The organism is Micromonospora sp. NPDC004551, assembly GCF_040609975.1.
In the GTDB taxonomy this organism is placed as follows: domain Bacteria; phylum Actinomycetota; class Actinomycetes; order Mycobacteriales; family Micromonosporaceae; genus Micromonospora.
Map to the genome: position 1 here is coordinate 42,609 of NZ_JBEXLM010000032.1, position 12,598 is coordinate 55,206.

A 12,598-nucleotide genomic window follows, 5' to 3' on the forward strand; every position below is an offset into this window, starting at 1 on the left:
ACCAGCGGCTTGCATGATCATTCCGGACATCTGCCGGATCATGAACAGCGGACTGCAACCATGGCTCAGGAGTAGAACCCTGCCCAGTAATCCTCGTCGCTCTGTGTGAGGTCGTCGGGACGGGTTGCTCGGAGCAATGCGTACCGTCCAGCCAGCATGTCAAGGGCATCGGGGATGATGCACTCGCGGGCTGCTCGGATCGCTTGCACAGCCTGGATCCTCCGGCCTTCGATGATGAGCCTGTCGGTTTCGTCCCAGTCCTCCACCCCCACATGATGCCCCGCGTTGGGCCGGCACATCGTCCCACCCGCCAAGCCGGAATCTCTCGATTACAAGCCTCGGCGGTCGCGTCAGGAAGCCATGCTGACGCCGGCACCCTGAGGCCGGGGCTTGAACCCTGAACCCCTCGGGCGGCCTGTGGACCATGTCAGATCGGACGGATCGGCACTCTGACCTGGGCGAGCTATCACGTTGCCTTACAGCCCTTGGCAGCTAATGTCGGCGTCAGTTGCCCGGCCTGTGCCCGATGACCTTGCCGGCCCGCAGGGTAACCCACGGCAACGCCCGCCGTGACGGCCGGTCATACGGAGGTCAACAGTCAACTGCCCCATGGACGGCCGCATGCCGGAGCAGGGGATCACTCCTCATCCGGCAGCAGAACGGGGAAATCCGGCATGCCGGAATCCGAAGGATGTAACAGGCCAGCTATGTCCGACGCCTGTCGATGGTGAAGGCCGCGGTGCGCGGCCTCCATGACCGGGCGGGGCCGCAGCCGACCCCCCAGCGGCCCCGCCCGGTCCCAACTAACCGCCGAATACTTCGGCGGGAGGCCACCGGCGGGACCTCCGGTCGGAGTGGGCCCGATCACCCAGTGGTCAGCGGCGGCTGCATTTAGAAATCCGGGGACGTCCGGCCAGGGCGCTTTAGTCCTGCAAGATGGGAGGGGGCGGCTCGTCTTCCATGAATTCCCGGGTCGCCCCGCCATCCAACCGCTCAGAGGTTCTGGCCGGCCTTCACAGAGTCGACGAAGGTCGCCCACTCCTGCGCGTCAACCTTGATCGTGACCTCCGGCCGCTGGGAGTTCCGCAACAGCCGGCCACCGTCCGGCGCGAGGGCAACTTCGAGGCAGTTCGGTCCGGAGTTATCGCATCGGTTCGGGCGAATCCACTGCATATGGTTCTCTCCTTCGGTTGGCCGGCCTGCACGCGGCGGACCGGCAGAGCAATAGGCGGTCGGTCATCTCGTCTAAGCGGCAAAGCCGACGAAGGCGTCACAGGGGCCGGAAACTCCGGCTGAACCTCGGCCTGCCGAGCAGATACGTCCGATGCCAGCAGCGCTCGTGCGCCCCACTTGTCCGGCAGGTATTGGTGGGCTTTCATGCCTGTGACCGCGTGACTACCCGGTTTAGGTCCTTCCAGGCTGGCTGTAACGGAATCTGCCCGGGTGTCGCCTCAAGGGCGATCGGCTTTGCCGGGCCGGTCACCGGCCGGGGTGGGCGCTTCCCCAAAGGGCTCACCCCAACCCACCCCGGCCACCTCCCGCAGCTCGACCGGTCCAAGTCGGACTACCACTAGAAAGGCATGTGGGCCCATGGCCGCCGGGCATCCCTCCTGGTGCGTCAGCCACGACAACGGCATCCACCGCTCTCGTTTCTGGGCCAGATCCCAGCCAGGCCACCACCCGGTCGACGTGCGGGCCTTCTTGTGGCAGCGGGACCTACCCGACGGCCCACTCGTCGGTATCGGCCTCGACATCAGGATGAGCGAGGAACAGTGCGAATGCCTGCTGGACCTGGGCCAGGCCCGCGTGCTCCGTTACGCCCTTACCCGACTGCTCGACCATGCCAAGCAGGGCTAGCCACCGTGCAACCTGACCCTGACCCTGCCTCGCCGTATCGGACCCCATAGGCTCCCCCGCGACGGAGCGGCAGTTCCCCCGTGACAGCCGCTCCGTCACTTCTCCCACCCCGGGACGTCTCGCTTAGAAGAGGGAGATGCCCCTGGCCGGGCACCCGCGCGTTTGTGAAACTCGATGTGTCGCCCGCCGACGTCGACAGAACTTGGCACCACGAGTCCGTTTACAAGAGTGACGCTGGAGCCCGTCCCGGTAGGTACCCGGGTTGCCGCTGCGAGCGCGTGTCTGAGTTTCTTGATCTTTCGCGGGTTCCGCGAGCGACGCCTTATCGGCTCAGCTCCACCTGGAGGCGTCGTGGAGATCGTGTATCCGCGGGTCGCGGCGATCGACGTGCACAAGAAGCAGATCACGGTGGCGGTCCGGGTCCCGGGCGAGCAGGTCGGGCAGCGCCGCCAACAGGTGCGCAAGTACCCCACCTTCTACAGCGCCTTGCGGGAGATGACCGCCTGGCTGCTCGCCGAGCAGGTCACGCATGTGGCGATGGAAGCCACTGGCGTTTACTGGCGTCCGGTCTTCCACGCCCTGGCCGAGGCTGACGGGCTGGAGGTCCTGCTGTGCAACGCCCACCACGTGAACGTGCCGGGTCGTAAGACCGATGCCTCCGACGCGGTCTGGCTTGCCGAGCTGTGCGAGGTGGGGCTGCTGCGCGGCAGTTTCATCCCGCCGGCCGACATCGCCGCGATCCGGGACCTGGCCCGCTACCGCAAGAAGCTGATCGAGGAACGCACCCGGGAGACCCAACGGCTGCACAAGGTCCTCGAAGACGGCGGCATCAAGCTCGATTCCGTCGCCTCCGACGCCACCGGTGTCTCCGGCCGGGCGATGATCGAAGCGCTCTCGCCGGCGAGCGGGATCCGGCGGTGTTGGCCGACCTGGCCAGAGGGGTGCTGCGCAAGAAGATCCCCGATCTGACCCTCGCCCTGGCCGGCCGGTTCGCCGACCACCACGCGCTGCTGTGTCGGCTGCACCTAACCCACATCGACCATCTCAACGACATGATCGGCAAGCTCGACGCCCGCATCGAGCAGGTCATCATCCCGTTCGCGGCACAGCGGGACCGGCTCAAGACGATTCCGGGGGTGGGTGACCGGGCCGCCCAGACGATCATTGCCGAGATCGGGGTGGACATGACCCGCTTCCCCACCCCAGCTCATCTCGCGTCCTGGGCCGGGCTGTGCCCAGGCAACCACGAATCAGCCGGCAAACGCAGGAAAGGCACCACCCGCCACGGCAACCCGCACCTCGCCACCGTGCTGGTCGAAGCGGCCTGGGCCACCTCCCGCACCCGCACCCGACTCGGCGCCCGCTACCGCCGCCTGCACCGACGCTTCGGCAAGACCGGCAGCAAGAAAGCCGCCGTCGCCATCGCCCACCGTCCTGGTCATCGTCTGGCACCTACTCGCCAACGATCAGACCTACACCGACCTCGGCGCCGACTACTACACCCAGCGAGACGACCCGGAGACCCGCAAAAAACCGCCTGCTACGCCAACTACACGACCTCGGCCACCAAGCCGAACTCACCGCACTCGCGGCATAGCCCCACACGCCGTCCGTCTAAGTTTCGTTTGACAGTGTCTCGTGCCCCCTGTGTGCCCCAGGCAGCCGCGCGCCGACCACGGGGAGACCTGGCAGGATCAGCCCGGTGATGGGTTCCGCCAGCCTGCTGCGCTGCGAGGCGATCGCATGGGTTGACGAAGACTGGCCGGGGTGGGTCCGTGTGCGCCTGGTCGACGCCGACGGACGAACGTGGTTCTTCGTCGACAAGGTCCCGATCTTCTTCGATGACGCCATCCCTCCCGGCGCTCCTTTCCCCGAGCTGGCGTTCGTGAGGTGCTATGTCGTCGGTCAGCAGGAGGATCAGGTCCTCGTCGTTAGCACTGTGCCGGACCACGTGAAAGCGGAGGACGGAACCACCCAGTTCAGGGTCCGGCCCAGCGACGTAGAGCGGCGAGCATGACCTGATCAACTCGCACTGTCAGCTTGGGAATCGGGTTAAGGCCCGGCCTCCGGGCGTGGTGCCTGCTGGTCGGGGGGCATCGGCGACCTGGCCAAAGCTCGACGATCCGCCCCTACTGGCCGATGTTGACCGCTTCGTCGGGCACGGATCGGGCACGGGCCTTGGGTGAGGCTGTTGCTAGAACCCCTTAGCCGCGACGCGGCGGCAGATCCGCCGAAAGCAGGCCTATGAATCCTCTGACCTGGCTCGCGGCCCCTCGGTGTCTCTTGACGTCTCGCATGGGTTTTCGATGTCGGCTGTGCCGGATCTGTGCCCGATGATCTTCATGAGGAGATCTTGCCCGCCTCGCTACTCGCGCTCCCACGCGGCCTCTTCAGCTCGAGTCGGGCAGGCGAGGATTGATCGATCGTTGTAGCATGCCTCGTCCAGCGAGGAGGACAAGTGGAAAGAGTTGACGTGCCCACTGCGTGGGTAAGTAGCCTCAACCCCGTCCGGCTAGAGTTGTGCGCCCGGCACGGAAAGCTGGCTGAGGACGATCGAGAAGTCGAGTTCAAACAGAAAACCCCTGAATGGGTGTGGTCTGCCCTGCCCGCATTGATTGGTGTCGCCGGTCTGGTAATCATTGTGCTCAGGGCTAAGGTTTCGCCCGTGATTACGGTCTCACCTCTGATCCTTGCCGTGTTAGCCCTCGACAGGAAGATGCTCCCACCAATGAAGGTTGACCGTTGGCCTTTCTGCGCGCGATGCCTGACTCTCGGTAGGCTGGGCGCTTTCGGCACCACCTTCGGCATTCTCGGCCTCATTAGCACCGGTCTAATTGCTTTGCGACTCGCAAACGTCGGCACCGATCGCACGACCCTGTCTCTGCTGCTCGTTCTACTCGTCGTCATGGTGATTGGAGCGGTCGTGAAAGAAAAGTATTCGTGGCGAAGGATTGCCCGAGGTCACGCGTCGAAGGATCAGGGTTCGGTGCAAGTAGAGGCGCACGATCGATTTGCGGCCGCTGTCAGGAACCAGCTCATTGCCGAGAGGGAAGCGGCCGGGGCTCAGCCAACGGGCCTATAGACTTCGATGCGTTCACTAATCCCTCGTTACCGAGCGTCAAGAGCACGAACATATCCTCTGCTCGCCCCTGTCATCCCGATGCTCCTATGGATGTCAAGCTCCGCTGGTGTCCTACTGGTGGAGCTTGACCCCTTCGTCCCGGAAGAATGATCAGCCGTCGATGAGCTGGGCGAGTAGCCGGAATGAGCTGCCGGGACAGTCCACCATCGTCCGTGAGCGTCCGGCGTCGGCCGCCCCGGTCGTCACCCAGTTGGTCACCCAGCCCGGGTGTCAGACGTTGAAGCGGAACAGGCTCCTCAAGAATTCAGCTATCAAACCCCGAAGTCAGATGGAACCTCAGTAACTTTCCTGCGAAAAGCGTCATTGACCGGCGCGCCAAGGTTGAGCGCATGCTCCAAGATTTCTTCCTTCCGCAAGTCATAATCAGAACTCCCGTAACTTTCAACCAATTCCGCGAGAAGGTTCCCGACCTCGTCTAAATCAAGGTATCGGAAACCTTCTACAGCACGCTTGAACTCGTCCGGCTCGATAACTTCCACCGCAAATCCCAGGCCGCCACTCATTATGGCATTGAAAACCCGCAGTACATGCGAGAGCTTTGCAACCCCGACCGGCGTACCGACCGGCACCGCGCCCTCGACCCCGTAGTCAACTGCCTCGTTGAACACATCAACTAACGACTTCGTCACCATTACACATCCCCCAGTTCAGGGTTCGAGCGGGCCTTGACACACGTACGGACGCTACGGAACAGACTGAAGTCGGCTCTCGTGTCTCGGACCGCGCGCCCGGCGGCCACTGCCACAGTGGCGCAGTTGACCTAACCTTGCCCGGCAGCGGACCCGGCTCCCGGGGTCGGACCTGAACACCGACGGACACCCTCCCCCTCCCAGGTGAGCGGTTGACCTGACCCTGAGCGGCTGCGGAGCCGGCTCCTGGACGACCGGCGCGCCCTCGGCGGTCGCCGCCCCCATGCTTGGGGCTTGCCGCGCGGACCCGGCGCGCGCATCCCTGCGCCGCGCTGCTCCGGCGCGGCGCGGCTGGCTGCCGGCGGTGCCGTGTCGTACTCCGCTTGACGCTTCTATGGCTCGTCAAGCCCTTCCGATGGTTTCCATGAGCCGGAACATGTGTCGGGCGGTGTAGCGCTTGAGGCAGCGGCGGATTTCGGCGTCGGATTTCTGTTGAGCGCGTCGGCGGGTGAGGTAGTGCTGGGTCGGCTCGTGGCCGTGGATCATGCGCCAGTTGACGATGGTGTGGAGGGCTCGGTTGAGTTGGCGGTCGCCGAAGCGGTTGAGCCGGTGGCGGGTGATGCGGCCGGAGGATGCCTGCAGTGGGCTGACGCCGGCGAGAGCGGCGAAGGCGGCCTCGGAGCGGCATCTGCCTGGGTGGGACCAGGCGGTGATGAGGTGTGCGGCGCTGACCGGGCCGACGCCGGGTTCGGCCAGCAACGCGGGCATGACGATGTCGACCAGGTCGTGGAGTTGGCGTTCGTTGGCGCGGATCTCTTTGTCCAGCTGACGAATGCGTTGGGCCAGGCTGCGTAGGGTCTGCCGCAGGACCCGCTCAGCGGGGGTGTGGCGGGCGTGGATGCGCAGCAGGGCGCAGGCGGCTGTCTGCCGCGGCGTTGACTGTCGGCGTAGCGGCTCGCGGAGCTGGTCGGGTGCGGTCAACAGCAGCGCCTTGAGCACGTTGATCGCGGCGGTGCGGGTCGCGTTGGCGTGTTCGCGAGCCACGAGCAGGATGCGTAACGCTTCCCGGTCGCCGTCGCTGCGCGGCTGGGCGTGCTGCTCTGCAGCTAGGGCGGTGCGGGCGGCCAGACGGGCATCGGACGGATCAGACTTGCCGCCTGGCCGACGCCCCACGCGTTGCGGCCGACCGGCCTCGACGACCTGCTGTCCTGCAGCCAGCAGCGCCCGCAGCAGGCCGGCCCCGTGCGAGCGGCAGCCTTCCACCGCCCAGGTCAACCGCGGGCCAGGCGCCTGCTGGGCGCACCAGGCGATCAGCTTGCTATAGCCGTCCGGGCTCGCCTCGACGGTGACGGTCGCGATCTCCCGGCCAGCGCCGTCGAGCAGGCAGGCGGTATGTGTGTCGGTGTGGGTGTCCACGCCGATGACGGCGTCGACCGATTCTGCAAGCATGGGCATTACACCGTTGCTCCTTCCCAGGGGCGGTGGTTGACGTTGGCACCGGCCTGGGTGGAGACACCTACGGCACATCTGTGATGAGCCACGCCGCATGGCGGGCAAGCTTCTGATCAGGCCAGACGGTGAGCCAGGCCGGTGCCGGCGATCAGAGACGACAGGTCAAGCGCAGGGCACGTCCGTAGACGGCCAGATGCGTTAGGAGTCAGCCTCGACCACCGGCACCGATCCTGGCAGCAGCCCACCCAGGACCACCACCGCGAGCCTCACAGATGCGTTACAGGCTGGCTTCACGTGATGGGTGACACGACCTGGACCGAGTGCTTCCGCGGGCGCAGGCACAGATTGGTGCGTCAGGACGCTGTTCGGGTTCTGAGCGTACGGCTGAGAGACTGCGATCCATGGGGAACTCGGCTGTCTACCGGATACATACCAGTGATGACCTTGGCGTCGCGTATGCGATGTCCCAGCGTCTGCTGGCCCGCAGGTCGATCGGCTGCCGCTGCCCCCAGGACGTCCTCGGGCGTGCAGAGACCAGTACCCATGGGCTGGTCCGGTACCTGGGCATCGGACCAGCCTTGGTGTCCCTATCCATCCCGGCACGCTTGCTCAATCAGCTAACAGGCGTTCTGGAGCCACATCTACCGCCTGGCGACCGGCCGAGTCGGCACCGTGACGGCAGCGGTTACCTGATCACGGACATGACAACCGAGGTCGTGGCAGCGCTCCGTCAACTGCCACCGATCGGCGCTCTGGTCTCCACGCCCGAGTACCCGCTGCCGAGCACCTCGGCTGCCGCCGTCCTCGCTGTGGCGGGCACGGATCCCGCATGGATCTCGTGGCAGACGTGCTGGCCGAGCGAGCACAACCGCTGCGGGTTTGAGCTCGCCGTCAACGGTGCCGAGCTGTGGCACGTTCCAGCAGCGGGCGGGCACAGCGTCTACGTACACGTGCACCCTGCACAACCCAAGCTTGCGCACGATCTTGCCGCAGGCGTGGGAGGCCAGGTCATGGGCGAGCCGGCAATGGGCTGGTGAATACGACCATGAGCGACTGGTGGAACGGCCCTGGCGAGCCGCTGACGGTGTGCGGGCCTGGAACGATCGTCCAGGTCGGGGCGATCGTGCCGGAAGCGGGAAACCTGGTTGTCGCCCGGTTGGACGGGGCGAAGATGACGGATGCGGACCATGTCTTCTACGAGTTCTCCGACGCGCTGCTCTTTCCCGGCTACTTCGGCTGGAACTGGGACGCGTTATCCGACTGCCTCCGTGACCTGAACTGGCTGCCCGCCGACTCCTACCTCATCGTCGTGGAGCGCGCGCCACTGCTCATGTCCACCAGCCCTGACGAGCGGCAGACACTCTTTCGGGTCCTGTCGCGGGCCGTTCGCACGTGGGCTAGCCCGCTCGGCCGGCCGGATGGCAAGGGCGTCCCGTTCAAGGTGCTGCTGCTGTGCGACCGGGACGACGAAGCGGTCGAGATGAAACGAGAGATCGTCAGCCTCAGCCTTTGAACGGGGCGAGATCCCCGGCGTTGTGTTAACTGACCCGTTGGGATGTGGTCTGTGACGGTAGTGCAGTCGAAGGGCATCGACTTGACGACGTTTGGCAGAGTGCGTTCGGTCCGGGATACGAAGGGGTTCGATGGCTAGAAGACGCAGGCGACCCGCTGCACCGCCGGTGCAGGACAGGCGGGGCTGGGGGGAGGTCATTGCCATGGGCCTGGTGTTCTTTCTGGGCGGATTGAGTCTGGCGGTGGCCTCGGCCGTCTACATGACGCGGGTGTCCGCGAAGGCGGATCGGTTGCGCGCCGACGGGGTGCCGGTCACGGCTACGGTCTCGCACTTCTACAACGGGTGGGGCCGGAACAGCGGGCCGGATGGCCTCATCGTGACCTACGAATATCAAGGCGGGTATTACCAGGACCGCATTCGGTGCGGCGGCGGTACTGGCTGTCAGCGGGAACCGCCTGTCGAGATGACCGTGTGGGTCGATCCAGCGAGGCCGCAGGAGTTCGTGGCCGCGAACGGTGACACCGACGATTCAGCGGCGTGGCTCAACCGTTGGTCGAGGATCGTGACGGGTGGGCTGTTCGCGGCCCTCGGCGCCGTCACACTGGTCGTGGCACTGTTCGGCGACCGCCTTCTCGCCTGGTCGAGAGCACGGGCCAAGTGAGGAACAGCGGCGGGAGTTCGGCCCGGCGCAGCCGAACCCGGTTCCCAAGCCGTCCCGCCGGATTTCGAACTGCCACGGGTGAACCGGGACGCTGAGGCTGGCCTGCTCGCTCCGCCAGGCTACAACGTCGCGTACCTGCTAGCGGCGTCGACCGCCACGGCCGCGGCGGCCCTGACTGGGCTGGTTGGCGCTGGCCCTTCCACTCCGCTTGACATGAAGGACGAGGCCGAGGCCCGCACCTCCTACGGCCGCAAACGCCCCGCCCATCGGAATGGTCGTCCAGGACATCAGGAAGGACAACGAACCATCGGTGTGCCCGTTCTCGGCCACGAACCGCTCGGGCTCTGCCGGATCGACCCACACTGTCAGTTCCGGTTCTGGAGTGCTGTGGCAGCCGGTCACCCCGGCGCAAGGGATCCACGTGTGATACTGCGCCGGCCCGTACATGTAGTAGATCTCGATGCGATCGATGCCGCTGCCACGGCCGCCACCCCCGGCTCGATCGGTAACCGTGGCGGTGACGGGAACTCCCTCGCTCCGCAGCCGGTCCGCCCGCTCCGACAACTGCCACCGGCACAAGATGGAGCCAACCACCAAGGCCGCACCAAGCAGGAGAAACACTGAGGCCATCAGCCCCGTTCTCCACCAACCGGTGTCAGCGGGGGCGGTGGCGCCGGCCTTACGTTTCGCCACGGCTCAACTCTCCTAAACAGTCCAATCAACGGTCGGCGGTCAACGCCCGCCGACGGCCTACGGTAGGAGTGGCGATCAACGGGCCGGCAGGGGCGGAAGCCGACCCGGCCCGTCCGCCGTCCTCGCTCCACCATGATCGTCTAGCCGGACGTGTCACCCGACATCTGACATCAATCCGTCACGCATCAACTGGAGTCCGACACGCCGGCAGCGGGCCTGTCCGGTCTCGGGACCTGCGTGACACATCGGTATCAGGACCTGCGTGACACTCGGCCGAGTGTTGGCGGAGATGAGCGTGATGGAACAGCGGTATCGAGCCGTCCAGGACGTGCTTGCCGGATCGACGGTCACGGACGTCGCCGAACGATTCGGGGTCTCCCGCCAGGCGCTGCATCGATGGCTGGCCTGGTATTAGAGCGTGTTTGAGAAGGTCTGTTGCGGACGGCATGGCGGCACGACTTCCACCGGCGTGACGGGCAGGGTAGCGGCGGTGTCTGCTCGCCGTGGCTACCCCTCCGACCTGACCGACGCCCAGTGGGCGCTGATCGAGCCGCTGTTGCCGGAGCCGAACACCGACGGCCGGCGGGAGAAGCACCCGCGGCGGGAGATCGTCAACGCGATCCTGTACGTGGTGCGGTCCGGGTGTCCGTGGCGGTACCTGCCCGCTGACCTGCCTCCCTGGCAGCCGGTGTACTGGTACTTCGTCCGGTGGGAAGAAGCCGGCGTGACGGAGAAACTCCTGGCCACGCTGCGGGTCAAGGCGCGGGTGCAGCAGGGCCGCCAGCCGGACGTCGGCGGGGATTATCGACTCCCAGAGCGTGAAGGGTGCCGACACCGTCGGCCGGGGCAGCCGAGGCTACGACGCTGGCAAGAAGGTCAACGGTCGGAAGCGGTTCATCATCACCGACACCCTGGGCCTGCTGGTCACCGTGACCGTGCTCGCCGCGAGCTGGCAGGACCGCGACGGCGCGAAGGCAGCCCTGCTCAGCGCCTACATGGCCGCCCCCATCCGGCACGTCTTCGCCGACCAGGGCTTCGCCGGACGACTCGTCGACTGGACCCGCGACACCCTGCGCACCACGCTGGAGATCGTCCGCAAACCCGCCGACCAGCGTGGCTTCGCCGTCCACCCACGCCGGTGGGTCGTGGAACGCACCCTCGCATGGCTCACCGCCTGTCGCCGGCTGGCCCGCGACTACGAGCGCCACCCCGCCGTATCCGAAGCCCTCGTCCGCTGGGCCGCCATCGCCGGCATGACACGGCGCATCAGCCGCGGCCAACCCGCACGCCGTCAAGCCCGTCGCACCTTCACCTGGGCCTGATCAACCCCATCTCAAACACGCTCTCAGTGCCATCGACGCAGTGTAGGGCGCTGCTAGACCCGGTGATCATGTTCGTGCTGGGCAATCATCTCGGCACGTCCGCGCGCCGCCACTCGTCAACCACTGCCGACGACGGATCCCGTAGCAGCGGAAGTACCTCGCGCACGACAACCGCCTCGAGCAGGCGCAGGCCGCGTACCGCCTCGGCGCTGGTCGAGTCGGCAGGGGCGGACACGCGGGACATCATGCCACCAGGCGATACGTCCGGGAGCCCGGACCGGCCACCGCTGCGGATGGCCGGCAACCGCCCTACCGTGACCTGGTGCGCCGAGCCCTGGTCTCCGTTGCCCTGGCCGTGGTGCTCGCCACTGCGGCTGGCTGCGGCGGAGGCGGCGAGGAGTACGCGCCGCTGCGGCACCCGTTCCGGGGGGCGACCCTGGTCGTGGACGCCGACAGCCCGGCCGCGCACTGGCGTGACGACCATGGCGCACGGTGGGTGGACCCGATCGCCGACACCCCGCAGGCCCGCTGGCTGACCGGGCCGGCGGACCTGGCCGACCTCCGGACCTACCTGGACGCCGCCCGAGATCGGCGTTCCCTGCCGCTGATCGTGATCTATCACGTGCCGAACCGGGACTGCGGCCGGGACGCGGGCGGCGCGGCTGACGCCGAGGCGTACGACCGGTTCATCGAGCGCACGGTCGCGGTGCTCGGCGACAGCCGGGCCGCCGTCGTCCTGGAGCCGGACGCCGTGGCCGACGAGTGCTACGACGATGCCCGGGCGGCTCTGCTCGTCCACGCCGTCCGCCGGCTCTCCGACGCCGGGCAGTACGTCTACCTCGACGCGGGGAATTCCCCCTGGCGCAGCCCGGAGGAGATGGCCGGACGGCTCCGCCAGGCCGGCGTGGCGCGGGCGGAGGGGCTCGCGGTGAACGTGGCCAACCGGCAGTCGACCGCGGACAGCCACCGGTGGGGACTGCGCCTGTCGGACCTGGTCGGCGACCGGGAGATGCTCATCGACACCTCGCGCAACGGCCTGCCCGCCCCGCCCGACGACCAGTGGTGCAACCCGCCCCGCCAGGCCCTCGGCCAGCCGCCGACCACCGCGCCCGGCCTGCCCCGCGTGGCGGCGCTGCTGTGGATCAAGAGTCCAGGCGAGTCGGACGGCCCCTGCGGTCGAGGCGAACCCGTGCCGGTGTCGTCTGGCCGGCGCAGGCCCAGGCCCTGATCGCGGGCTCACCCTGGCTGCCGGCCACCGCCAGGCGGGCGGCTGCCGGCGTCACCACGCCGGTCCGGTGACCGCCTGGGCACCTCCACCATCACGGACTC

At 66.9% G+C, this 12,598-nt stretch carries 15 protein-coding genes and 1 pseudogene; 11 read left to right on the forward strand and 5 right to left on the reverse strand.

The genetic code is table 11. The features are described from left to right. Nucleotides 1-65: 65 nt before the first annotated feature. Both ABZW14_RS28445 and ABZW14_RS28450 read right to left on the reverse strand, forming a co-directional pair. The gene (locus tag ABZW14_RS28445) at nt 66-266 is read right to left on the reverse strand and encodes a hypothetical protein (RefSeq protein WP_154226557.1); all 201 of its coding nucleotides are present in this window, start codon (nt 264-266) and stop codon (nt 66-68) included. Between the two features lie 727 nt (nt 267-993). Beyond that, nucleotides 994-1,173, reverse strand: a complete 180-nt coding sequence (locus ABZW14_RS28450) for a DUF397 domain-containing protein (RefSeq protein WP_154226556.1) — start codon at nt 1,171-1,173, stop codon at nt 994-996. Between the two features lie 417 nt (nt 1,174-1,590). On the opposite strand from ABZW14_RS28450, the gene ABZW14_RS28455 reads away from it, so the two are divergent. The 5 genes from ABZW14_RS28455 (at nt 1,591) to ABZW14_RS28475 (ending at nt 4,939) form a co-directional block, all read left to right on the forward strand. After that, nucleotides 1,591-1,857, forward strand: coding sequence for a hypothetical protein (locus ABZW14_RS28455; RefSeq protein WP_355352227.1), 267 nt, complete (start codon nt 1,591-1,593; stop codon nt 1,855-1,857). 351 nt (nt 1,858-2,208) lie between these two features. Continuing rightward, nucleotides 2,209-2,826 carry a transposase gene (locus ABZW14_RS28460; protein ID WP_355352230.1) on the forward strand — a complete coding sequence of 206 codons (618 nt, stop codon included), beginning with the start codon at nt 2,209-2,211 and terminating at the stop codon, nt 2,824-2,826. Beyond that, nucleotides 2,775-3,563 carry a transposase gene (locus ABZW14_RS28465; RefSeq protein ID WP_355352233.1) on the forward strand — a complete coding sequence of 263 codons (789 nt, stop codon included), beginning with the start codon at nt 2,775-2,777 and terminating at the stop codon, nt 3,561-3,563. The genes ABZW14_RS28460 and ABZW14_RS28465 overlap by 52 nt, the downstream gene beginning before the upstream one ends. Then, nucleotides 3,560-3,874 carry a hypothetical protein gene (locus ABZW14_RS28470; RefSeq protein ID WP_355352236.1) on the forward strand — a complete coding sequence of 105 codons (315 nt, stop codon included), beginning with the start codon at nt 3,560-3,562 and terminating at the stop codon, nt 3,872-3,874. The genes ABZW14_RS28465 and ABZW14_RS28470 overlap by 4 nt, the downstream gene beginning before the upstream one ends. A gap of 441 nt (nt 3,875-4,315) precedes the next feature. Then, nucleotides 4,316-4,939 (forward strand): hypothetical protein, encoded by a 624-nt coding sequence (locus tag ABZW14_RS28475; protein WP_355352239.1) that lies wholly within the window; start codon nt 4,316-4,318, stop codon nt 4,937-4,939. A gap of 311 nt (nt 4,940-5,250) precedes the next feature. Here the strand turns inward: ABZW14_RS28475 and ABZW14_RS28480 are convergent, their stop codons facing one another. Both ABZW14_RS28480 and ABZW14_RS28485 read right to left on the reverse strand, forming a co-directional pair. Next, entirely contained in the window at nt 5,251-5,631 is a 381-nt protein-coding gene (locus ABZW14_RS28480) for a hypothetical protein (RefSeq protein WP_355352242.1), read from the reverse strand. Between the two features lie 399 nt (nt 5,632-6,030). Then, a complete protein-coding gene (locus tag ABZW14_RS28485) occupies nt 6,031-7,077 on the reverse strand; it encodes an IS110 family transposase (RefSeq protein WP_355352245.1) in 1,047 nt (348 codons plus the stop codon). Between the two features lie 704 nt (nt 7,078-7,781). On the opposite strand from ABZW14_RS28485, the gene ABZW14_RS28490 reads away from it, so the two are divergent. From ABZW14_RS28490 to ABZW14_RS28500, 3 genes are all read left to right on the forward strand, one after another. Continuing rightward, nucleotides 7,782-8,117 (forward strand): hypothetical protein, encoded by a 336-nt coding sequence (locus ABZW14_RS28490; protein ID WP_355352248.1) that lies wholly within the window; start codon nt 7,782-7,784, stop codon nt 8,115-8,117. A gap of 8 nt (nt 8,118-8,125) precedes the next feature. Further along, entirely contained in the window at nt 8,126-8,593 is a 468-nt protein-coding gene (locus ABZW14_RS28495) for a barstar family protein (protein WP_154226551.1), read from the forward strand. A gap of 202 nt (nt 8,594-8,795) precedes the next feature. After that, nucleotides 8,796-9,254, forward strand: a complete 459-nt coding sequence (locus ABZW14_RS28500) for a DUF3592 domain-containing protein (RefSeq protein WP_163636776.1) — start codon at nt 8,796-8,798, stop codon at nt 9,252-9,254. A 138-nt stretch (nt 9,255-9,392) separates the two neighbouring features. Here ABZW14_RS28500 and ABZW14_RS28505 read toward each other — a convergent pair whose 3' ends face one another. Beyond that, nucleotides 9,393-9,947 (reverse strand): DUF3592 domain-containing protein, encoded by a 555-nt coding sequence (locus ABZW14_RS28505; RefSeq protein WP_355352252.1) that lies wholly within the window; start codon nt 9,945-9,947, stop codon nt 9,393-9,395. A 289-nt stretch (nt 9,948-10,236) separates the two neighbouring features. Between ABZW14_RS28505 and ABZW14_RS28510 the strand changes: the two are divergent. The 3 genes and pseudogenes from ABZW14_RS28510 to ABZW14_RS28520 form a co-directional block, all read left to right on the forward strand. Beyond that, nucleotides 10,237-10,350, forward strand: a pseudogene (locus tag ABZW14_RS28510) (helix-turn-helix domain-containing protein); the annotation flags it as partial. 66 nt (nt 10,351-10,416) lie between these two features. Further along, nucleotides 10,417-11,269, forward strand: a protein-coding gene (locus tag ABZW14_RS28515; RefSeq protein WP_355352255.1) for an IS5 family transposase whose coding sequence is annotated in 2 segments (ribosomal slippage) — nt 10,417-10,739 and nt 10,738-11,269 — 855 coding nt in all. Because the reading frame shifts where the segments join, the coding sequence is not laid out codon by codon here. A gap of 322 nt (nt 11,270-11,591) precedes the next feature. Continuing rightward, nucleotides 11,592-12,497, forward strand: coding sequence for a glycoside hydrolase family 6 protein (locus tag ABZW14_RS28520; protein ID WP_355352258.1), 906 nt, complete (start codon nt 11,592-11,594; stop codon nt 12,495-12,497). The last annotated feature ends 101 nt before the right edge of the window (nt 12,498-12,598 follow it).